Source organism: Paenibacillus jilunlii, from assembly GCF_900102965.1.
In the GTDB taxonomy this organism is placed as follows: Bacteria; Bacillota; Bacilli; order Paenibacillales; family Paenibacillaceae; genus Paenibacillus_AQ; species Paenibacillus_AQ jilunlii.
On sequence record NZ_FNGM01000016.1, the window covers coordinates 117,868 to 139,669 of the forward strand.

The window sequence follows — 21,802 nt, forward strand, 5'->3', positions numbered from 1 at the left end:
CAGGACGCACAGCCTTTTGGCATATGACAATGATTAACCATAGGTCTTGTAAGCCTTCATGCGGTACAAGACTCTGGATATATTGTATGCTTTAACAAAAAAGCGTGTACGGCTTAGCCATACACGCTCTTTTGTGGTTTATAGCGCCAAGGGTTCTCCGGTTCAGCCGGAGAACCCTTGTGCTTATTCCAAACTACTAGATCAAGCCGATTTTGCTCAGCAATGTGAAGAGAGCGGCAGCTGCCGTCTCGCGTGTTGCAGGAGCAGTAGGATTGAAGGAGTTCCCTACATCACTGCCGATGACGCCAGCTTGGGACAGGGTTTGCAGGCTGTCCTTCGCATAAGGTGCTACTTTGGCACTGTCGGTGTACGTTGTAAATGAAGGGTTAGCGGCCTTCAGTTCTGTTCCTGTCAGCTTCAGGGCTCTGTCCAGAATGACAGCAAGCTCTTGACGGGTTACTTTTTGAGTTGGAGCAAATTTACCTTTGCCAACGCCGAGGATCAGGCCTGCTTTGGAAGCAGCGGCAACGTCTTTGGCGTACCAGTCAGATGATTTCACATCGGAGAAGGTAGCATTGGCATCAGTGCGCAGACCGAGTGCACGGGTCAGCAGTGCTGTGAACTCAGCGCGTGTCAGATTGCTCAGCGGTGAGAACGTTGTTGCCGAAGTACCTTGGATAATCAGCTTGTCGGCCAGAGTCTTAATAGCATCGGCCGATTTGGAAGAAGCGATATCCGTAAAGGCAGCAGCCGGCTTGCTCACTGCAGCGTATACCGAGAAGCCTGGACGGCTTACGGTGACGATTGTGGTTCCATCCGTCTGAGGTGTGAACACGGAACCAACCGGGGTAACCAATCCATTTTCCTCGAATAGTACACCGGCAGTATTGGTTTGAATTGCACCAGGTACTGTAAAGGATCTCTTGATGAAAACATTATTTGGAACGTTCAAGTAAGTGCTGCTTGTAGCTGTGGACCATGAAGCTTCAAAGGATACTGGGGTTCCAATTACTTTTGAACCGGCAGTATTTGCCGTCAGCTTGCTTGCGGCGTCTGGCTCCTGCTTAATAATGAGCTTCAAGCTTTGGCCGGCAGGAGAAGCTGCCAGCAGGGATACCGGCAAGGATACCGCAGAACCGCCAATGTTGACAATGACCGAGCTGCCAGCTTGAATACCGGCCAGCAATTTCACTTGATCTGCAGTCAGGCTCAGTTCAGCAGCTTTGTCAGTGATGGTGCCCACGGATATCACAACCGCTGTCTTGGAGGCAGCCGCTTTTGCCAAAGCTGTCTTCAGATCGCTGTCGCTAACAGTTACTGTCGTCACGCCATTCTTCGAGGAAGTTACAGGCGTTACATTAACCTGTTGTGCCCCTGCTTCTACAAGGGATTTCACTGTGCTTGGGACCACAGGTGTGCCCGGCGTTACAACTGTACCGCCACCGCCACCGCCTCCACCGCCGCTGCCGCCACTGGAGACGGTTATATAGCGGAATGAGGTGTAGGTGCTGTAGTAAGTGTCGTTGTTCAAATCAATCTTAATCGGTGTCTTCGTGTTGTCTTCTGCGGTGATTCCCAGAATTTCAAGCTTGTAGACCCCGTCTGTAATGTTTGCTACGGCAGGGTTGCCGTTGGCATCAACGATAGGATCGCCATTCTGGTCATATGGATGGTAGGTGGCGCCTATAACCGTGCTGTAGCTGCCAGGTGCAAAAAATTTATCCGGTGAACCCGTAGTGGATACCTGGAAGGAGCCTTTTTTGGCATCATCCATACCAACCAGATTCACTTCATAGTAGTTGATATCTTTAGCCTTCAGCTTGTAATTCAGAACTGCACTTGAATTGGAGTAGACGATCGGCTGGCTGATTACGGCCTCCTGTATGCCTGTGCCCCAATCAGGTTGTTCAACCTTATCATTTACATGGATGGTAAATGGCAGATGCAGCGTCGGTTGTCCTTCGGCTGTAAGAATAACATTACCTTGATAAGCCTGTTTTGGATTAGCGTCAGGTGCAACAGAGACATTCAAATTAAATCCGGTTGTACCGTGTGCGGAAGCTGTCACAGTTGTCTTATCCAATGCAGCAGTAACCTTCTCATCCCCATAGTTCCATTTAATGGAGGCGGTGTACGCGACATCGCTGCTGCTGAGGTTCTTTAACTGCAGTGTTTTGCTGCTCTTCGAGCCTGGAGTCAACACCCCAAAACCTGTTGATGGGTTGTAGTTGGTGACACTCTGGGCAACATAATTCTTATCCAGAATAGTGATTGGCTCCACAGCTTCGAGCAAAGCCGGCGTCAAAATCGCATTTTCAACATTGGCCCGTCCAGGACCTTGAATATATAGGTCTTCCGGAGCTTTATCGTACAAGATAGGATCTGCAGTGTTGGCCAGAACGGCACGAATGTCAAACGGTGTATATTCCGGATGTGCCTGCTTAATCAGCAGCGACAAACCTGCGACATGCGGAGTAGCCATACTTGTACCGCTGATTCGGCTGTAAGCTTTGGAATAATCCCCGCCGTATGCTGGCCATGTAGACAGCACTCCGTCACCAGGAGCAACAATGTCAGGTTTGATGCTCAGATTGCCATCGACATTTGGACCCCAGGAGGAGAAGCTGCTCATTGTATCGCCTGTTGTCATTTCATGGTTATATTCTGAACCAAAAGTGAAATACGTAGGGTTGTCTCCATTTGCCTTAATCGCTCTGGCTAACTTGCGGCCTTTCGAGCCTTCAATGTCGAACGTAGGAATATTGTCGTATCCATTGCCTAAATTCACACCGATGAAGCCGGAACGCTCGGTGTAGCTTTCGTCCAGGATAGCTTCACTCTTACCGTCCACCTTCTTGGCATTGCCGTTGAAAATTACAATTGCCTTGGCATGATGCGCCTTTGCATTCGCAATTTTGTCTACAAAGCCCAGATCACCGCGGGATACCAAAACGATGGAACCGCTGATATCTTCTGCAGGATAATCTTCCTCTGCCCCGAGGTCAGCATACACCACACGGACAGGCTTTGTACCAATGATATTGGTGAAATCATCGTTTGCCAGCTCATATGCCATCATGTGGAACGGAAAATAGGTATCATAAGTAACGGAGGTTACCGAGTTTGCGATTTCCGCCTTGAATTCGCCGGAGTAAGCATCGATAGGACTGGTTACTGAACCTACAGAAATTGCCAGCTGGGAAACCGCCGGGGAACCCATTGAAAAATATCCGGCTTCTCCATTGTTGCCGTTGGCGATAACTGCAGTTACGCCAGACAATACGGCGTTATTAATAGCAATCGAATCCGGGGAGTTCACATCTTTTTCGGAATCAGAACCCAGAGACAGGTTGATCACATCCATGCCATCCTTTACCGCATGCTCGATGCCGTCAATGACTTGGGCGGATGATCCGGAAGAAGTGCTCGGTTTCTCAAGATTGCGTCCCAGTACCTTGTACACATAAAGCTCGGCTCCTGGAGCTACACCCTTTTGGGCAACATCGCCTTTGGCCGCATACTGTCCGATAATCGTACCGGATACATGCGTACCGTGATAGGTGCCGGCATAACCTACGCCGTATTCATCCTGCTCAGGGGTCAGAGGCTCTTCTTCATAAGGATCATTGTCCTGATAGAAGGAGTCATAGCCGCCTTTGTACGCTGCTGCGATGTCCGGATGCTTATAGTCTACACCGGTATCGATAACACCGACTTTCAGTCCGGCACCGTTAAATCCCTTAGCTTCGGCCCAATCCGCATGGATTTGCTTAAGTGGAGCGTTGTCGTTTCTGTAAGTGGTCTCGGTTACTGTCTGATCAGGGAGGGCGTACCAGGTGCTGTTAGGATAAATGGAAGTAACGCCGGAAATCTTAGCCAGCTCCGGAATCTTGTCCGCCGGAACAGTGACTTCGAAACCGTTCAGTATAGTGTCATACTTATAGTTGACGGTCAGGTCAATGCCTTTGGCTTCTGCCTGGTCGAGCACATCAGCCTGTTGGCTCTTCACCGCAGCTTCGGTAGCTGTTTTGGCTAGAGCCGAGATTCCCTGCTTGGCGGCATATTTGCCCACAGCTGCAGGCTGGCCGCTTAATTGGACAATGACACGAACATTACTTGAGGATTTGGTGTTGATCTGTGGAGAAATAAAAGTCTGGTTTGATGGATTCAAAGATGCAAGATGATTGCTTGATGATGGTGTCTGCAAGCTGCTGGCAGCGAATGCCGCTCCAGGAATCATACCGGCTGTCACCCCTAGTGACAATGCCAATACGGACAGCTTACGAGGTAGTTTTGTCCACTCCAAATGTAATCCCCTCCATGTTATGTTGTTGGTTCTGGCCACATCTCTCCTGCATCAGACAGCAGTTCGGATTCTCCTTTTCTATTGATCCATTTTTATTTCCGTCTAATATAGTAGGAAAAATATTAAGAAGATTTTACCACCGGTAAAATGTAAAATCTACATTAAATTTATAAAGCTTTACGAGAGTGCTCTTTTTTTATGAAGTAAAATATGACATATAACTACGGTATAGGACATTTGAGGGGCAGGAAAAGCAAAAAACAACAAGAAAATTGCGACTTAAGTCATATAAGGTGACATAAAATAGTAATGTGAAATATTTGGGAAACTATATCAGATGGTATGGTTTGACAGATTGAAATGTTGGGGTATAGATGTGCCTTCTAAGTTAAAAATTACATTTATTTTACAGTTTAGTGACGGAATGTTATATACTACTTTTGTACCATATTAAGGCGGGAATGTAGCGGGGGACTACTGTTTCAAATCGGCGCTTCAAGACCATGCGCATAATTTTCTTTCCTTGAATGCAAAATAGAAAGACACATTTGTGTATGCATTCCAGAATGAAAGCAGGGGTAGAAATGTCCGAAAAAAGTATACTGGCTTATTTCAAAAGTCCCGAAGAAGCGGAGGCAGTATCCCGTAAGCTCCAGTCACTCCGGGTCATTGATATGTCGATTAACCGTTTCAGCAAATATCCGGGCGATGCTCAATATTCCGGCAATAATCCGCTGACAGGGGATATTCCCAGTCTGGCAACCATGACGCTTAATTCAACACCCGATAGCCGTTCGGCCGGTATTCTGGCGGCTGCGGATACGAGTGCCAGCGGTATGAGCCATGGCGGGGAGGGCGGACCCACGGGACGGGACATTTTGCTGACGGTTGTATTAGATTCGGAGGTTTTTGAACAGGCCTTATCGCTGATTGAAGAGGCTGGCGGTATGATCTGATGCTTGGAGTAAACTTCGTATAATTAATAAAGAGTGGAGGCTGGGACACAAATGGACAGAGAAAACTCAAAAATCTTCTCCAAGACAGACAAGATGAAAATGCTCTATGAAGCAAAAGCGGAGGATGTAGTCTATTCTGCAGCAGATGCGGACGAGGATGATCTCGAGGCACAGGACCGCTCACTGGAAGCCGACAAACGCCAGCTTCATGAAATTATGAAGAAGGAATAGCCTGGACAGACTAATCGTTCCAAAAATTTTTTTCGGGTCATGTAAAAGAATATTATGAAAGCTGCCCCACGACTGTGGGGTATTTTTGTGCTTGAAGCGTCTATAATTGAGCAGAGAGGTTAAGTGGAGGGATGAATATGGATAATATTTTGTTATGGGTTGGACTGGCGCTGGTTGTGGCCCTGCTCACTTTTTTGAACCAGAAACAGGTCTACTCCTCAGGAGTCAAACGGGCGTATCGTGAGCTGCATGAGCTTACAGGCAAGGTCCGCAGCGGGCAGTCGGAGGACGCCGATGTGAACCGGTGGGAGAAGGCGCTTGCGGAAATGAACAAGCATCCGAATGAATTCAATAAGCTGGAAGCGGAAATTGGCATCAGGCGGACTTTTGTCATCTATCTTGAGCAGCATTATCCGCAGGACCCGCGGCTTCCTGAACTCAGGGAAACGGCGTCGTACCAGAAAGACTCTGTCTGGGGCATCAAAATCGGAGACTATGGCCCAAAAAAGTAAAGGAAGCCAAAGAGGACCGGCTGCCCCGAAAGTTCCCCCAAAGTGCATATTGCAGGGCCGCTGAAAAGCGGCCTTTTTATGTTGAAACCCCGCTCTGCACAAAGTGTAAGAGTAAAGATCATAGGGGACAAAAAGTATCCATATGCTTAGATGTAGGCAAATAAAATGTCCGCGAGGAGGGATTGAATTGAGTGAATTTGTGGCCCGGTCGCTAGATGAAATACGCTTTTGGTCCAGGATCATGAAGGAGCATTCACTTTTTTTGGGCTTGGGGTTTAGAGCGGAGGATACGCAGCTGAAGAATGAAGCTAACCAGTTTTACGCTGTTTTTGAGGATATCGAGAGAAGGTCCTATGAATTTCAGGCCGACACTGACCCTCATACCATTCAGGCTTTTAACACGGAGGTTCGTATTGCGGCCACTAATATTTGGGCATTCAAAAGGAAGGTGCTGGGCCTTATCCTGCAATGCAAGCTTCCGGGGCAAACCAACTTCCCTTTGCTGGTTGACCATGTAAGCCGGGAGGCTAATTATTTCAGAAACCGCTTGGAGGAGCTCAACTCAGGAACACTCGAACCGCTGCCGGATGCCATTATTGATGAGAATGTTTTTTTCCTGAAGATCATGGCCGATCATGCCAAATTTATTAGTCATTTGCTTGACCCGTCGGAACGGAAACTGGTGGATCAAGCGCGGGAATTCAGCAATGATTTTGATAAGCTGGTGTTCCAGGCAGTGGATTTGAGCCACATGCGCCCTCAATCCCAGACCGTTCCGCTCCTCAGCCAATTTGTGGATGAAAACCGGGTGTCTGTAAAATCATTGCGTGATTTCAAGAAAACCGCACGCGACTTAATCGAAGAATGCCGGATAAAAAGCATCATCCATCCCTTGTTGGCGGACCATGTATTCCGTGAAGCTGAACGGTTTCTCTTCATCCTCGATATGTTCGACCAATCCTTATCCGGTGCAAAAGTGAACAAACGGGAAATCCTTTATTAGAATAGGAACTCCAGCTGAAAAGCAAAAAAAAACCGCCGGTGATGCACCTGCGGTTTTTAAGGTGAAGACCGGGGGAATCCCGGACCCTATGTTAGGCCCGCGGGACATCCCCCGGCTTTGGTACTTTACACTTGGAGCCTTGGAGCTGTGCTCAATTCGGATAACCAGAAATCAGGGTGATGTACTGCTCTTCAGAGAATACTCTGGCTGTTCCTGTCCCGTCAGCATCCGCTCTGTATTTAATCTTGTAAGTTCCAGCAGCGGGGATGTTCTTGTTTTGAAGCTGGAAGGCAATATCTGACGTCGCCGACGCGTTACCCGTGAATGTGAGTGTGTGCCCGCCATTGCTGATCTGGTCTGCGGTCGGATGAACCCAGCCGCTGATGCTATAGTAATCATTGGTGCTGAAGGTCAGCCCCTCCATAGTTACTTCTATAACCGCATTGGTGAATTTTTCACTGCTGAAAAAATCAAAACGGACCGTAGTTGCTGTGCTTGCGGGTGTAAAATACTTCGTTTTACTGCCAGCCCCGTCAAATCCGTATAAGAGGGAAGGCAGGGTTGGAGCTGTCGATTTTTGCAGTATGATCTCTATGGCATGTTCAGCATCCTTCGCTGATTCGTTCCCGGACGCATCTGTGGCAGTAATCACAAAACGGTAATTGCCTGCAGGAAGGTCACCGATGTTCGCAGCGGCTACAGAACCGTCTTCAACGCTTGTGCCCACAGAAAGGGCAGCCCCTAATTCACCCTCGTCAACCTGACTGTTTTCATTCACGTCACTCCAGCTGTACACCTGCACTGCTGCGTCTTGTTCACTAACTGCGGAAGCGGCACCGGTAATCTGGTCCTGCGTCCCGTTGTAATTATCAACAGCCGTAAACTTGTGCACATCCACTTCAGGAGCGGTTACATCAGGAGCTTCATTTTTGGTCAATGAAAAGCTGAAAGCATGTGCCGCATCTTTGGGAGATTCATTTCCCTCTGAATCAGTAGCGGTAATTACGACAGTATAGTTTCCGGCTGAAAAATCACCGATGTCCGCAGCGGTCACAGAACCGTCAGCAAGGCTGGCACCCAGTGGCTTGGCTGTGTAAAGCTCATCCGCGTCAACCAAACCATTTTCGTTAAAGTCATTCCATGGATAGGCTTGGACCACAGCTCCTTCTTCACTCACGGCAGCTTCAGCTCCATACAGCTGATCCAAGGTTCCGTTGTAGTTGTCAACGGCCGCGAATTTTGCTGCATCGACATCAGGCGCTGTTGTATCCGGCGTCGGCTCCGGTGTAGGAGTAGGTGTCGGTTCCGGCGTAGGAACAGGTGTCGGTTCCGGTGTAGGAGCGGCTGTCGGTTCCGGTGTAGGAGCAGCTGTCGGCTCCGGCGTAGGAACAGGTGTCGGTTCCGGTGTAGGAGCGGCTGTCGGTTCCGGTGTAGGAGCAGCTGTCGGCTCCGGCGTAGGAACAGGTGTCGGCTCCGGCGAAGGAGTAGCCGTTGGCTCCGGCGAAGGAGTAGCGGTCTGCTCCGGATAATAAACAGACGTGTACACTGTCAAAGGAGTGGCGGTCGGCTGCGGTGACGCTGTAACGGCTGGTGTCGCAGTCACAGTAGGCGTAGCTTGGGAAGCAGGAGCTGCGGCAGCCTCTTTGACCTTAATGAACTTGGAGGCAACCAAGGCTACACTTTGGCGGTCCGCATTCGCGGCCGGGTTAAATAAGTTGCCGCCCTCACCCTGGATGAGGCCATATTCTAGCGCGGCTGCAATTGAGGGCTTGGCATAATCTGCGATTTTTGCGCTGTCGGCAAAAGGCAGGGAGGAGCTTTTGCCGGAAGCTTCAATACCCAAAGCCCTAACAAAAATTACGATCATATCTTGTCTGGACAGTGGGCTGCCGGCGGCGAACCGGCCCTTTCCCAAACCATTAATCCATCCGGCCTGATAGACTGCCTCTACAGCATTAAAGGCATAGCTGCCCTTAGGCACATCGCTGAATGTGGGAACAGAAGGTACTGTTGTGGTATCGAGGTTTAGCGCTTTTGCCAGAATAATTGCAAAATCCTGCCGTTTAAGCTGGCCTGCAGGATCAAACCTGTTGTCCCCTATTCCGCTGATGATACCTTTATCGAGCAGCTCCAATATGGCTTCCTTTGCATAGGAGTTGTTAATATCAGAGAACAGGGCTGCGGCATTCGCCTTTGGCGAGGCCAGAGGGGCAGCCAAAAGCGTGATGGCCAGCAAAGAACTAACGATTTGTTGTTTGTTCAAAAAACTTCCTCCTCAGTAGTGGAAAATTAAAAATGTAAGTTTAATCACTTTATCAGATGGCTCTAAACAAACTCTAAACAAATTTCGACAATGTAAGACAAAAGTACCGTCTAATCGCGCCATTCAGGATCTTGCTGGCCATATCATCTTGGCATTGGACTTTCTTAATACATACATCCATGATTTTGGTTCGAGAATATTCGTCACTTTTGTAATCCAATCGGTCGAATTTACCGTTAATATGGAATATAACCTGCTGATGATAACAGGCGAACCGCAGCTATTTTAAAATTGAGTTTACGGGGAGAAATCACAGATGGACAATGTATTAGCCCAGGAAGTTACAGATGCCCTCGTTGTTAAAGCCTTGGAGAAAAATCTCGCCCTGATCCGCTTCACGCTTGACCGCAGAGTGGCTTATGTCAATGAGGTGTTCGCCAGTACCATGAAATACAGGTCGGAGGATATGTATGGAATGCTGCACCGGGAATTATGCTTCCCTGCTTTTGTGGAGAGTCCGGACTATGAAAACTTCTGGCAGGATCTGCTTGACGGCAAAAGCTTTCAGGATAAAATTGAACGGATGGACTCGGAGGGCGGTTCGGTTTGGCTGGAAGCTACTTATATGCCTATTTTTGATGAGGCGGACAAGCAGATCATTGGTGTGACGAAGGTCGCTACCAATATTACCAATAGACAAACCAATATGAGCAATCTGGTGGAACGGATGCAGCAGATGGCCGACAGTCTGAATCAGCGCGCGGAGCAAGGCATTAACCGGAGCCGGGAGCTGCTGCTGAGCATCGACAAAATTGCCGGGGTCTCCAGTGAGAACACCCTGACGCTGGCCAATCTGCAGGCGAAAGCCGGCGATATTCAGGGCGTGGTGCAAACGATCCGCGATATTGCCTCACAGACCCATCTGCTGGCTCTCAATGCTGCGATTGAAGCGGCTCACGCCGGAGAATTCGGCCGGGGGTTTGATGTGGTGGCCAAGGAAGTCCGAAAGCTGTCGGCTATGGTGCAGGATTCCATCAGCGAGGTACGGGAGAGCGTCAAGGGGATCACCGAGGAGATTGGCAGAATGTCTACAGGAATGGACCAGGTCCAGGATACAGTGGAAGAAAGCCAGCGGCAGATTGAAGTCGCCCTGCAGGAGTTTACCGGGATCTCGACCTCTGCTCAGGAGCTGGACAACCAGGCGCGTGAAGTGTTGAGCATCATCTGATGTTCCACAATGTACTTAAATAACGGCTTTGAATACTACATATGCAGCGTGGGCCCTTTAACTGAAGGGAGGCCATGCTGCTTTTTTTAAATCTGTTTGGCAAGAAATGAACCTTTTTCCATGCTTGTTTGTTGAATACATAGGCAGATAAGACAGGAAAGGAGAGCGTATAAATTGGAGAGCAACCGGGAATTGTTCGAAACCTACAATAAGGATGTATACCGGACCTGCTATTACATGGTGCACGATGCGGCGGATGCCGAGGATTTGTGCCAGGAAATTTTCATTACGGTTTTTCGCAGCAACTGGCAGAGTGTCGAATATCTCAAGTCCTGGATGATGAAGATCACGGTGAATACCTGTCTGAATCATTTGAAGCGGCGGCGGAGCCTGCAGCAGAAGGTAGCGGCGAATCTTCATTTTTTTCAAGGGAAAAGTGCGGTGGACACGGTGGAAGGACTGGTTGAGCAAAAGGAAACCTCGCAGGAATGGGCGATTCATCTGTCAAGGCTCCCTGTGAAGATCCGGGCGGTGCTGACCTTAAGATATCTGCACGACTTCAGTCTGAATGAAGTGTCTGATGCCCTGTCCATTCCGCTCGGAACGACCAAATCAAGGCTGCATAAAGGTCTGAAGCTGATGAAGAATGTGCTGCTGGAAACTGGAATCCCGGAACAGGAATGGAAAGGAGAACACTATGAACAAGCTGGGGCATGCACTCAAGCATCGATTAAATGAAGACAAGGCTGTCAAATATCCCGATTTCGAGGACATGTGGACACGGATAGAACAAGCAGGGTGCAACTCTTCCGGGCTCCGGGGCAGCAGCGCACCTGCGGGCTCCCGCCGGACGAGGAACTGGAGTAAAATTGCTGCAGTAGCTTCGCTTAGTGTGTTAGTGGCTGCGGTTCCTGTATATGCGGCGGTTCATTATAACTGGGGCAATCTTCTAAGCAGCAACGAGGGAATTCAGACGGCATTGGACCAGAACCTTGGCCAGCAGCTGGGTCAATCCATCACCAGGGACGGGGTGACGCTTACTCTCCGTACAGCGATCGTGGATGAGAACCGCACGGTTATTCTCTACAGTCTGGATGTCGGAGCACATACGGACACTGATTTTTGGAGTGTAAAGGGGATGACTTTACAGGGGGCGAAGGAGCGTTCTAAGGAAGGGGAGTATAATTACGAGCAGTGGGATGAGGAGAATAAACGGTACAACGGCTATTTTGAGAGTGATTGGGTACCCGGGCAGGACACAGAGCAGGTAACCTTGGCTGCAGATGCAGTGAAGGCCGTAAGCGTGCAGGATCTGGAGCTTCCGCTGGACGTTGAATCCATGAAGATGCAGAGCTTTCCGGTAGGCAGAGAGGGGATGCAAAAGATAGAAATCCAGCCCTTCGCCCAAAGCAAAGATAAGCTGCTGCTCTCTTCAGCCGTCACTTTCGACGATCCTGTGAACAAGGAAGGGATATTCCCGCAGCTTGTTGCCTACAACGGCACAACCAGGGTAACAGGGCTGTCGGGCGGCACCTTCGGCGAACCGGGAGACCATGGGGAATACAAGATGAAGCAGTATTTTAAGACAGGCGATATCACGGCAGGACAGACCACCTTCAAGCTGGAGTACACTAAGCAGGAGCGGAACATTGCCGGACCCTGGTCTTTTGAGCTGAAATTAAGCAAAAAGCAGATGGAGAGCGGAACGCATATCCAGGCACTGCAGCTCCCGCTGGAGACGGGCGATACCGATAACACCATTGAGAAATTGTCGGTAACTCCCACGCAAGTCCGTCTCTCCATTAGAACTGAGGGCAAAAGCTTCAGACGGCAGCTGCCGTATAAAAAATATTCTTTAGAGGTAAGCGGCAAGACCCTTGAGGGAAGATACTTTGGGTATTCCAAGGAGGACTCCGGGCTGCTTAATCTTCGTTTTGAGCGTCCTGCAGGACTGGTGATTGATAAGAGCACACCGATTACTTTTGTCGGAAAATATAAAGTCACGATTCATACCGAAGATAAAGCTCCGACACTTTTAACGAATATCTCCACGGAGAAGCAGACCCTGATCCGCGAGGTTGGCGGTTATCCTGTGAATTGGACGTATTACATGCAGGGAAAAGATCTGTACGTCGAAACAGGCAGTGAGGACCCTCATTTCGGGGGGATCAACCAGACTCATTTAGGCGAGAATTATAAAAATCTGCCGGGCAAACCCGTAACCTCCAATTTCAGCGGGGACGGGAATAATAAAGCCATTGATGTCTATAAAGATTTCACCGGCACAGAAGCTTCTATATATATGTACTTTTACACGACTGACGATCCCGACAAAGAGACAAGGGTACAGCTGCAGCCTTGAATCCGCATTAAATATTAGGGGTAAAACGATTGTCAGCAGGTTAGAGGTGTCCAGAACCCTTGGCGGGTACGGACGCCTCTTTATTTTGCCACGAATCCCTGCTGCATACGTATGTAAGGGAGGCTTTTAAACTGGAAAATGGTATGATTAATTTGATTCTGAGGCATATAGCTGAAAAAGGAGAGAGCCTAACTTTGCAGATCACACGCTGTGCCTGGGTCAATGAAGACCCGCTGTATATTGCTTATCATGATGAGGAATGGGGCAAACCCCTGTACGACGACCGGAAGCTGTTCGAGCTGCTGATGCTGGAGGGCATGCAGGCCGGGCTGAGCTGGTATACGGTATTGAAAAAACGGGAGCACTTCCGTGAAGCATTCGACGGATTTGATCCGGAGAAGATTGTGCTGTATGACGAAGCGAAAATCGAAGCCTTAATGCAGGACACGGGAATTATCCGCAACCGGCTGAAGATTCAAGCGGTCATTCACAATGCTGCAGTATTTCAAGAGATTAGCCGGGAAGCGGGCGGTTTTGCCAAATATCTCTGGAGTTTTACGGGCGGAAAACCGGTGATTAACGAATGGGCAACACGGTCAGAGGTTCCGGCTACCAGTCCGCAATCCGACCAGATGAACAAGGCGCTGAAGAAAAAAGGGATGAAGTTTGTCGGCTCAACCATTTGCTATGCGTTTATGCAGGCCTCCGGCATGGTGGATGACCATACGACAGATTGTTTTTGCCACAGCAGCAAGCGGGGTTCGGACATCTGAAGGGCAGTTTTGGCGCTACCCGGGGAAGAAATGGTATACTGGTAAATGTTCAATGGTTACAAAACTTTTAGGAGGACCCACACACATGTTATGGCACGAACTGACGGTACATACAACAGAAGAAGCGCAGGAGATGATATCCAATCTGCTGTATGAAGCCGGAGCAGGCGGTGTTTCCATTGAGGAATCGGGGACGCTGAACAAAGCACGGGACACCCGTTACGGTGAATTATACGACGAACCGCTCAATGATATCCCTGAAGGGGAAGCTGTGATTAAAGGCTATTATGCCGAGTCTGTCTCCATGGACGATATTATAGAAGAACTTGCTCCGAGAGTTGCAGAGCTGCGCGGGTTCGGGATTGATCCCGGCAAGGCGCTGATTTCCTGGAAAACGGTGGATGAGGATGATTGGGCACATGCCTGGAAGCAGTACTTCAAGCCACTGCGTGTATCGGACAGGCTGACGATTAAGCCGACCTGGGAAGAATACACCCCCGCAGACGCCGCTGAAAAGATTATTGAACTTGATCCCGGCATGGCTTTCGGAACAGGAACACATCCAACCACGGCTTTGTGCCTGCGCGCACTGGAAAAACATATCAAGGGCGGCGAAGAAGTAATCGATGTGGGCACGGGCTCCGGCATTCTTGCCGTAGGTGCAGTTCTGCTGGGTGCCAAGTCGGTGCTGGCTCTGGATCTGGACCCGGTGGCAGTGAACAGTGCCCGCGAGAATGTGGCGCTGAACCGGCTGCAGGATAAGATTGCCGTTAAGGAAAGCGATCTTCTGTCGCTGCTGGGCGGCGGCGAACGGGCGCTGGATACGGCGGCCGGAGAGATGTGGCCTTCGGCAAGGCCGGGTCATCCGGTGGAAGACGGGGTGGATTCACCCGATTTGGCGGGCCAAGCGGAACTTGGTGTTGTCCTCCCGGTGAAGATTGTGGTCGCCAATATTTTGGCGGAGATTATTGTCCTGTTCACGGATGATGTTTACCGTGCCCTGCAGCCGGGCGGAATCTATATCACCTCCGGCATTTATAAGGATAAGGAAGAATTAGTGGAGAAAGCGCTGATGTCTTCCGGTTTTGAGATTATGGAAGTATCCCGTGAAGAAGATTGGGTGGCGTTTACAGCCGGAAAGAGGTAAAGATGGATTTTTTGGAAAGTATTATACGTATACCGCTAGAGCAACTGCCTTTCTTTCTGATAACGCTGGTCATCGCCTTTACAGTGCATGAATTCAGCCATGCTTATTTTGCCAATAAGTTTGGCGATCCGACAGCGCGGCTGCTTGGCCGGATGACGCTTAACCCTGCAGTTCACTTTGACCTGTTCGGCATCATCCTGCTGCTCATTGCCGGCTTCGGCTGGGCCCGTCCGGTTCCCGTGAACCGTGACAACTTCAGACGTCCCCGTCTTATGGGCGTAATTGTATCGGCAGCCGGCCCCATCAGCAATCTGCTGCTGGGTATCTTGGGTGCATTTATTTACGCTGTGCTGCTGGGAACGGGAGTAATGGAATCCATTACAAATGAACAGCTGATCCGGGCGATTGTCTGGTTTTTTGGAATATTTATTCAATTCAATTTTTTTCTCTTTTTGTTTAACCTGATTCCGCTGCCGCCGCTGGACGGCTACCGTATTCTGGAGGATGTGGCTCCCCATTCGATTCGTGGAAGAATGCAGCAGTACGAGCAGTGGTTGTCCTTTGTTTTTCTGCTGATTATCTTTATTCCAGGGTTGCGTGAGTATACCATCACCCCGATGAATAATTGGGCCACTCAGACGGGAAATGATTTCCTCCAGCTGTTCCTGAAAATGTTCGGAATCTGAAGCCTGTAACTGGGACTGTTCACAGCCAGGCAAACGTTGTATGATGTAACGTGGTATTTTTAGCGGGTATTGATGTATGCAGAGCGGCGGCAGGGAACCTGGGAAGCAGGAGCGCTGCCGCTTTAATGCTGAATAAGGGACAGGATGATGAGAATATGCAGCGTTATTTTGTAACACCGGAGCAGTTTCAGCCGGACACGGTAGTGATTAGCGGAGAGGATGCCCGTCATATCGCCAAGGTCATGCGCGGTAAGGCCGGGGACAAGCTGATTGTCAGCGACGGAGTCTCCCGGGAGGCGCTGGTGGAGATTGCCGGGATTGAACCCGGTGAAGTGACCGCCAATATTGTGGAGCTGCTGGATATGACGCATGAGCCGCGGATCAAGATCACGGTGGCCCAGAGTCTGCCTAAGGGGGACAAGCTGGAGACGGTGATTCAAAAATGTACCGAAATCGGCGCTGTAGCCTTCGTTCCTTTTCTCTCCGAGCGCACGATTGTGCAGTATGATGAGCGCAAGGAGAGCAAACGGCTCGAGCGCTGGCGCAAAATCTGCAAAGAGGCCGCTGAACAGGCACACCGGAACATCGTTCCGGAGGTGCATTCGCCGCTTAGCTGGAAGCTGCTGCTGAAGAGCTTCAGCGGATATGACGCTGTGTATTTCTGTTATGAAAAAGAAGAAGGCCTGCAGCTCCGCAGCGCGGCTGCTCCCTGGCTGTCTGCCCTGCCGCCGCAGTCACCGGGCAGGGTTTTGGTAATTGTCGGTCCTGAGGGCGGCTTCAGTCCGGAGGAATGCCTTGCGGCTGAAGAAGCCGGAGCCGTGTCCGTCGGGCTTGGGAGGCGCATTCTGCGCTGCGAGACGGCAGGCATGGTCGCCGCAGCCTGTATTTTATATGAATCCGGAGAAATGGGGGAGCTTGAACAATGCCATCCGTAGCATTTTATACTTTAGGTTGTAAAGTGAATTTCTATGACACTGAAGCCATCTGGCAGCTTTTCAAAAATGAAGGTTACGAGCAGGTTGATTTCGAAGGGCCCGCCGATGTCTATTTGATCAACACCTGTACGGTAACCAATACAGGCGATAAAAAAAGCCGCCAAATGATCCGCCGCGCCGTGCGCCGCAATCCGGAGGCGATTGTGGCCGTAACGGGCTGCTATGCGCAGACCTCGCCCGGTGAGATTCTTGATATTCCGGGTGTTGACCTCGTGATCGGGAACCAGGACCGCGAGCACATCATGACCCATGTGAAGAATATCCGGGAATCCCGCCAGCCGGTGAACGCTGTCCGCAACATTATGAAGACACGGGAATTTGAGGAGCTGGATGTGCCGGGCTTTGCCGACCGCACGCGGGCTTTTATGAAAATCCAGGATGGCTGCAACAACTTCTGCACCTTCTGCATCATTCCCTGGTCGCGCGGACTGTCGCGCAGCCGTGATCCGAAGTCGATTGTGGCCCAGGCGCATCAGCTGGTGGAAGCCGGATACAAGGAATTCGTCCTGACCGGAATTCATACCGGAGGTTACGGGGATGATCTGGAGAACTACCGGCTTGCCGATCTGCTGTGGGAGCTGGATCAGGTGGACGGACTGGAGCGGGTGCGCATCAGCTCGATCGAAGCCAGCCAGATTGACGGGAAGCTGCTTGACGTGCTGAACCGCAGCTCCAAAATGTGCCGCCATCTGCATATTCCGCTGCAGGCCGGACATAACGAGGTGCTGAAGGCGATGCGCCGCAAATATACGACAGAAGAGTATTACGCCAAAATGGAGCTGATCCGGCAGGCGATGCCGGATGTAGGCATCACCACCGATGTTATTGTCGGCTTCCCGGGTGAAACCGAGGAAATGTTCCGTGCCGGCTACGATTTCATGAAGGCGGTCAATTACTCGGAGATGCATGTATTCCCGTATTCCAAGCGTACAGGGACTCCGGCAGCACGGATGCTGAATCAAGTGGATGAGGACATCAAGAACGCCCGCGTTCAGCAGCTGATTGATATCTCCGAGGAAATGCAGCTGGCATATGCCCGCAAGTTTGTCGGCAAGACGGTATCCGTCATTGCCGAGAGATCGGCCAAGAATGCTCCCGGACGCAGCACACAGCATGGCTTCAGCGACAATTATCTGCAGGTATTCTTCAGCGGCGATGACTCGCTTCAGGGGGAGCTCTGCCAGGTGAGAATTACCGAAGCAGGAGTGAACGAATGCCGTGGTGAGCTGGTCAGCGTGAACCGGAGCGGGCTCCGCCAGATTGTACAGTAGGACTGTTTTGGGATACTGACAGAAAGTGAACGTTGAACCGGCTTCGTCTAACGTATAGAACGTGGACTCAAGAATGCTGTGTCTGAAAAGACTGAAGGCTTTGGGAGAGCGTGTGTTTCCAGACGCCATCTTTGCCTTTCCTCTCTTTTCAACTTTTTCTGCCAGCCTCCCCCTTCTTGCTCCTGTATTCTCAGGTTCATGATATTAGATGGAATTTGTACAACTAATTCTGCCGGAAGCGCTGCCGGTGAGGATGTTAGTGGGAAATAGTATACTTATTTCGGTTGGAATGAGGGCTTATGAGCGGATTGGGTCAGATTAAGTTTACTTTTTCCAATTAAAGTGCGCTTGAGCGCCGAATCGGAAGAAATAAGGATACTTTTTCCACTCCGCAGCGTGTTTAACGAAACGCCCCACATTGTGGGGCTATTTTGTTACCGGGGTAATATATTCAAGAGGAGCATATGCTTACGAAGCAAGTTTTGCCTGAAGTAAATTCAATGAAGTAGCACAGGCAAAACTTTTAGGAGGATGAATATGGCATACAAGCAGATTTCAGCGGGCGGAGTGGTCTACCGGCAGGGGGCGGACGGTCTGGAGGTTCAGCTCATTGTGGACCGGTACGGCAAAATTTCGCTGCCCAAAGGCAAGATGGAGCAGGGAGAAACTGTGGAGGAGACTGCATTGCGCGAAATCCGCGAAGAGACAGGGACAGTCGGGGCGATCAAAGCGCCGATTGATGTGATTAAATATACGTTTCAGCATCCGGTTCACGGCTTAGTCAACAAGGAGGTTCATTACTTTCTGGTGGAGTCTGTAGGCGGTGAGACTAAGGCACAGACCGAGGAGATCAACGCTGTGGAGTGGCATGATCCGGCGGCTGCCTGGATACGGGGAACAGGCCATTCGTACTCGAATAATATCCAGGTTCTGCGAAAAGCTTTATCACTGCTGGGAGTGAAGCCGTCTAGTTAGAAAGTCCCGAATTTGGCCGCTACAGAAAATAATCTGAGAATAGGGTAAACACTCAGGCCGTAATTGTCGATATAGTGGAAGAGTGTGGAAAATGAGCACCGACAATTTTAATGCCTAAGGAGAGAAACAATGACTGTGTACAGGAAAATGACGAAAATGATCCTCATTATGATATTGCTGACTTTTGCAGTTTTTCCGGTAAACGTCTTTGCAGCTACTGGCGACCTCAACTCCATTGAATTCGACAGCTCCGCAAAAGTAGAGCTTACCGTTGGACAGACACCCAAGCAGCTTAAGGTCTATGCCAGCCTGGAGGGATCTTCTTCCAAAAGGGATATCACGGCTGCAGCCATCTGGACTTCTTCCAATACGAATGTTGTCAAAGTGGCCAACGGATTGCTAACACCGGTAAACACCGGTACTGCGATGATTACAGCAACGTACAATAATGCCATCGCTACGCTTGAGGTATCCGTAACCCATCCCTTCAAGGAATTAACCTTGGAGCGCAGCTCCGACGGCAACTATAAACTCGGCGACAGTGAAGAGACACTGCGGGTCAAAGCCAAAGTCGTTGGCGGAGAATCAGCCACTTCTGTAAAAGATGTGTCAGCCGATGCGGACTGGACCAGCTCCAATCCGAATGTACTTACGATTGAGGACGGCAAAATCACCCTTGTGGGTGAAGGGAAGTCAACGGTTACAGCCAAATACAAAGGGATGACCGCCACTTTCAAAGCCGTGGTGCAGCTCCCGTATTCAGCCATTGTGCTGAAGGATAAAGCGAAAGACACAGCCGTCAAGGAAATGGAACTGCTGGTCGGTGACTCACCTGTGCAATTGTCCGCAGTGACCAAAGCAACCGAAAGCAGCCCGGAAAAGGATATTGCTGCGGATGCGCAATGGACAACCTCGAATGAGAGCATTGCCAAGGTGGAAGCCGGTAAGGTTACAATAGTAGGAACAGGCAAGGCTGTTATTACAGCGAGCTATCTCGGGGTTTCCAAATCAGTAGATATCTATGTGCGTACGCCATATGAAGCGTTGCTGCTGACTCCCGAGGGTGATCAGACTCTTTTTCTTGGAGAAAGCCTTAAGGTTAAGTCTTTCGTCCGGGATGCCGTGAATTCGTCCCAAAATCAATCTGCACGTACGGTCTGGAGCTCTGACAATCAGCTGGCAGCGACAGTGACAGCCGATTCTGTGGCTTCAGAAGATGCCGCAGCTACCGTCACGGCCAAAGCAGTTGGGACTACAGTAATCAAAGGGGAGTATCTCGGTGTCAGCAAGTCATTCAAGCTTACTGTATTGCCGAGCCTTACTGAATTAACTGCAGATAAAACCGAGCAGGAGCTCTTTACGGCGGACTCCGAGAGTCTGCCAAAAGTAAGCGGAACAAAGTATGACGGAACCAAGCTTGAGATCAGTGATCAAATCGAGTGGACCTCCGCCGATGAAGCGATCGCTCAGATCAAGGACGGCAAGGTTGTCGGCGGCAAGGCAGGCACGGTTACCCTTACCGGCAAGATCAAGAATAGCACTGTTGCAGCATCTCCTTCGGCCATCCGCAGTAAAAGTGTGGAACTGAAAGTGACAGTTCTCAATAAAGTGCTTGTGCTGATCGGGCCTGAAGATCCGCAGAGTCTGGTCATTGGCGAAGAGAAGCCGCTGCCTGAGGTTAAGGCGGTGCTGGAGAACGGGGATGAGCTGGATGTCACCCCGGCGATTAAATGGGAGTTCAGCGGCAGCAATGCGGTGGTCAAACAGACTGCCGCCGGCAAAACAATGAAGGCATTGTCCAAAGGCTCGGCGACTCTGAAGGGTACCTATTCCAACAAGACCATCAGCATTCCGGTAACTATTGAGCAGAAGGTTGTGAAGCTGCTGGTAGAGCCAAGCGTGCTTGAAATGAACATTAAAGCCTCCAAATCGATCAAAGTGACAGGAACCTTATCGAACGGCAAAACGGCGAATTTCTCCGGCGCTATGAACTGGGAGTCCTCTAATACAGCAGTGGCTACAGTTAGAGGAACTTCGGTAAAAGCGGTTGGCGAAGGTACAGCAACACTGACAGGGTCCTACCAGGGAATTACGGCAACGGTGAAGATTACAGTTGTGCCTAGGCTGACTAAGCTTACAGTCAGCGAAACCAGACTGAAGCTGGCACCGGGCGCTTCACAAGGAGTAGTGGTAACTGCTCTGTATGATACCGGCAAGACAGCCACGGTCACAGGAAGTGCGGTATGGACAAGCTCCAAGCCTTCCGTAGCCAAGATCAGCGCTTCCGGAATCATCACTGCCGTTGGTAAAGGCACAACCTCAATCAAGGGCAAATTCAATAACAAAACGGTAACGGTATCTGTTAGCGTCAAATAATTGGATTCTCCGTTCAATCGGTGAATCTGCCATAAGAGATTTTATAAACCCGCATACCCGCCTTTAAGGGGGGGCGGGTTTTTTCGTTATTTGCGTGCCCAGAAGTACGCATTATCTAGTTGGTGAAAGTCCAACCAAGGGAGGGGCCAAGCCACCTTGGTAGCTAGGATGCTTGCACATGGCGAAATCTGTGTGTAAAAGCGCATCGACAAAAGTACCGGTCAGAGACCGGGCGAGCAACAATCCAGGCCGCAACATCAAGTGAATCCTGCCGCGTCGTCAAAAAGGCCTTGCAAGAGGGAGAAGGGGAAGCCGAGTCTCGAGATAATAGACGAAGGCCATGGAAGCTGCGTAGAACTTGGAACAACAGCGAAGAATCCTCCGGCGTATAGGGAACGGCATGGATTGAAAGATAATGCAGTGAACTGGGGAGACCCTCCCCCACACGGAAATTTTTTTTTTTTTTTAGAAAGCCGTAAAAAGACGCTCTATAAGTCCAGAAGATGAAGTGAATCGTCTGTGGGAAGGGAGTCCGAGGGGCTCATAGTACCAAAGAACCTAAGGACAACATAACCTTAGGGAGGGAAGGAGCCCTGCTTTGTTTATGCTTTTTGGAGGAGGTACGAGTGAGTGAATGCCAATCGGCTAATGACACCTAAGGAAAAAGTTCAAGAACTCCAAGAAAAGCTAGGTCATGCGGCCAAGGAGAACAAGAAGC

Annotated in this window: 16 protein-coding genes; 14 read left to right on the plus strand and 2 right to left on the minus strand. The window is 50.1% G+C overall.

Annotated features, from left to right (window positions below; translation table 11 throughout):
- Window positions 1-196 precede the first annotated feature (196 nt).
- On the minus strand, window positions 197-4,306 hold the full coding sequence (locus tag BLQ82_RS32990; protein ID WP_074648561.1) for a S8 family serine peptidase: 4,110 nt from the start codon (window positions 4,304-4,306) through the stop codon (window positions 197-199).
- Window positions 4,307-4,890: 584 nt separating this feature from the next.
- On the opposite strand from BLQ82_RS32990, the gene BLQ82_RS23685 reads away from it, so the two are divergent.
- The 4 genes from BLQ82_RS23685 (at window position 4,891) to BLQ82_RS23700 (ending at window position 7,008) form a co-directional block, all read left to right on the plus strand.
- Window positions 4,891-5,262 (plus strand): hypothetical protein, encoded by a 372-nt coding sequence (locus tag BLQ82_RS23685; protein WP_062522123.1) that lies wholly within the window; start codon window positions 4,891-4,893, stop codon window positions 5,260-5,262.
- Window positions 5,263-5,313: 51 nt separating this feature from the next.
- The gene (locus BLQ82_RS23690) at window positions 5,314-5,493 is read left to right on the plus strand and encodes a YfhD family protein (protein WP_020428128.1); all 180 of its coding nucleotides are present in this window, start codon (window positions 5,314-5,316) and stop codon (window positions 5,491-5,493) included.
- A 137-nt stretch (window positions 5,494-5,630) separates the two neighbouring features.
- Window positions 5,631-6,005: a hypothetical protein gene (locus BLQ82_RS23695; RefSeq protein ID WP_062522125.1), complete on the plus strand. Its 375-nt coding sequence runs from the start codon at window positions 5,631-5,633 to the stop codon at window positions 6,003-6,005.
- A 187-nt stretch (window positions 6,006-6,192) separates the two neighbouring features.
- Window positions 6,193-7,008 carry a DUF2935 domain-containing protein gene (locus tag BLQ82_RS23700; protein WP_143013533.1) on the plus strand — a complete coding sequence of 272 codons (816 nt, stop codon included), beginning with the start codon at window positions 6,193-6,195 and terminating at the stop codon, window positions 7,006-7,008.
- 151 nt (window positions 7,009-7,159) lie between these two features.
- Here the strand turns inward: BLQ82_RS23700 and BLQ82_RS31145 are convergent, their stop codons facing one another.
- Entirely contained in the window at window positions 7,160-9,271 is a 2,112-nt protein-coding gene (locus BLQ82_RS31145; protein WP_083351116.1) for an S-layer homology domain-containing protein, read from the minus strand.
- A gap of 316 nt (window positions 9,272-9,587) precedes the next feature.
- Here BLQ82_RS31145 and BLQ82_RS32995 point away from each other — a divergent pair, with 316 nt between their 5' ends.
- The 10 genes from BLQ82_RS32995 to BLQ82_RS23770 all read left to right on the plus strand — a co-directional run bounded on the left by BLQ82_RS32995 (window position 9,588) and on the right by BLQ82_RS23770 (window position 21,084).
- On the plus strand, window positions 9,588-10,499 hold the full coding sequence (locus BLQ82_RS32995) for a methyl-accepting chemotaxis protein (RefSeq protein ID WP_062522131.1): 912 nt from the start codon (window positions 9,588-9,590) through the stop codon (window positions 10,497-10,499).
- Window positions 10,500-10,673: 174 nt separating this feature from the next.
- Window positions 10,674-11,237 carry an RNA polymerase sigma factor gene (locus tag BLQ82_RS23730; protein ID WP_062522133.1) on the plus strand — a complete coding sequence of 188 codons (564 nt, stop codon included), beginning with the start codon at window positions 10,674-10,676 and terminating at the stop codon, window positions 11,235-11,237.
- Window positions 11,197-12,861 (plus strand): DUF4179 domain-containing protein, encoded by a 1,665-nt coding sequence (locus tag BLQ82_RS23735; RefSeq protein WP_062522134.1) that lies wholly within the window; start codon window positions 11,197-11,199, stop codon window positions 12,859-12,861. The genes BLQ82_RS23730 and BLQ82_RS23735 overlap by 41 nt, the downstream gene beginning before the upstream one ends.
- Window positions 12,862-13,055: 194 nt before the next feature.
- Complete coding sequence (locus tag BLQ82_RS23740) at window positions 13,056-13,634, plus strand: DNA-3-methyladenine glycosylase I (RefSeq protein ID WP_062522162.1); 579 nt, start codon at window positions 13,056-13,058, stop codon at window positions 13,632-13,634.
- An 85-nt stretch (window positions 13,635-13,719) separates the two neighbouring features.
- Window positions 13,720-14,781: a 50S ribosomal protein L11 methyltransferase gene (prmA, locus tag BLQ82_RS23745; RefSeq protein ID WP_062522138.1), complete on the plus strand. Its 1,062-nt coding sequence runs from the start codon at window positions 13,720-13,722 to the stop codon at window positions 14,779-14,781.
- A 2-nt stretch (window positions 14,782-14,783) separates the two neighbouring features.
- Window positions 14,784-15,467 carry a site-2 protease family protein gene (locus BLQ82_RS23750; protein ID WP_062522140.1) on the plus strand — a complete coding sequence of 228 codons (684 nt, stop codon included), beginning with the start codon at window positions 14,784-14,786 and terminating at the stop codon, window positions 15,465-15,467.
- A 155-nt stretch (window positions 15,468-15,622) separates the two neighbouring features.
- Window positions 15,623-16,402, plus strand: a complete 780-nt coding sequence (locus BLQ82_RS23755; RefSeq protein ID WP_062522165.1) for an RsmE family RNA methyltransferase — start codon at window positions 15,623-15,625, stop codon at window positions 16,400-16,402.
- Window positions 16,390-17,733, plus strand: a complete 1,344-nt coding sequence (gene mtaB, locus BLQ82_RS23760) for a tRNA (N(6)-L-threonylcarbamoyladenosine(37)-C(2))-methylthiotransferase MtaB (RefSeq protein ID WP_062522142.1) — start codon at window positions 16,390-16,392, stop codon at window positions 17,731-17,733. Before BLQ82_RS23755 ends, mtaB begins: the two co-directional genes overlap by 13 nt.
- Window positions 17,734-18,270: 537 nt before the next feature.
- Window positions 18,271-18,708, plus strand: coding sequence for an NUDIX hydrolase (locus BLQ82_RS23765; RefSeq protein ID WP_062522144.1), 438 nt, complete (start codon window positions 18,271-18,273; stop codon window positions 18,706-18,708).
- Window positions 18,709-18,837: 129 nt separating this feature from the next.
- A complete protein-coding gene (locus BLQ82_RS23770) occupies window positions 18,838-21,084 on the plus strand; it encodes an Ig-like domain-containing protein (protein ID WP_062522146.1) in 2,247 nt (748 codons plus the stop codon).
- Window positions 21,085-21,802: the final 718 nt, after the last annotated feature.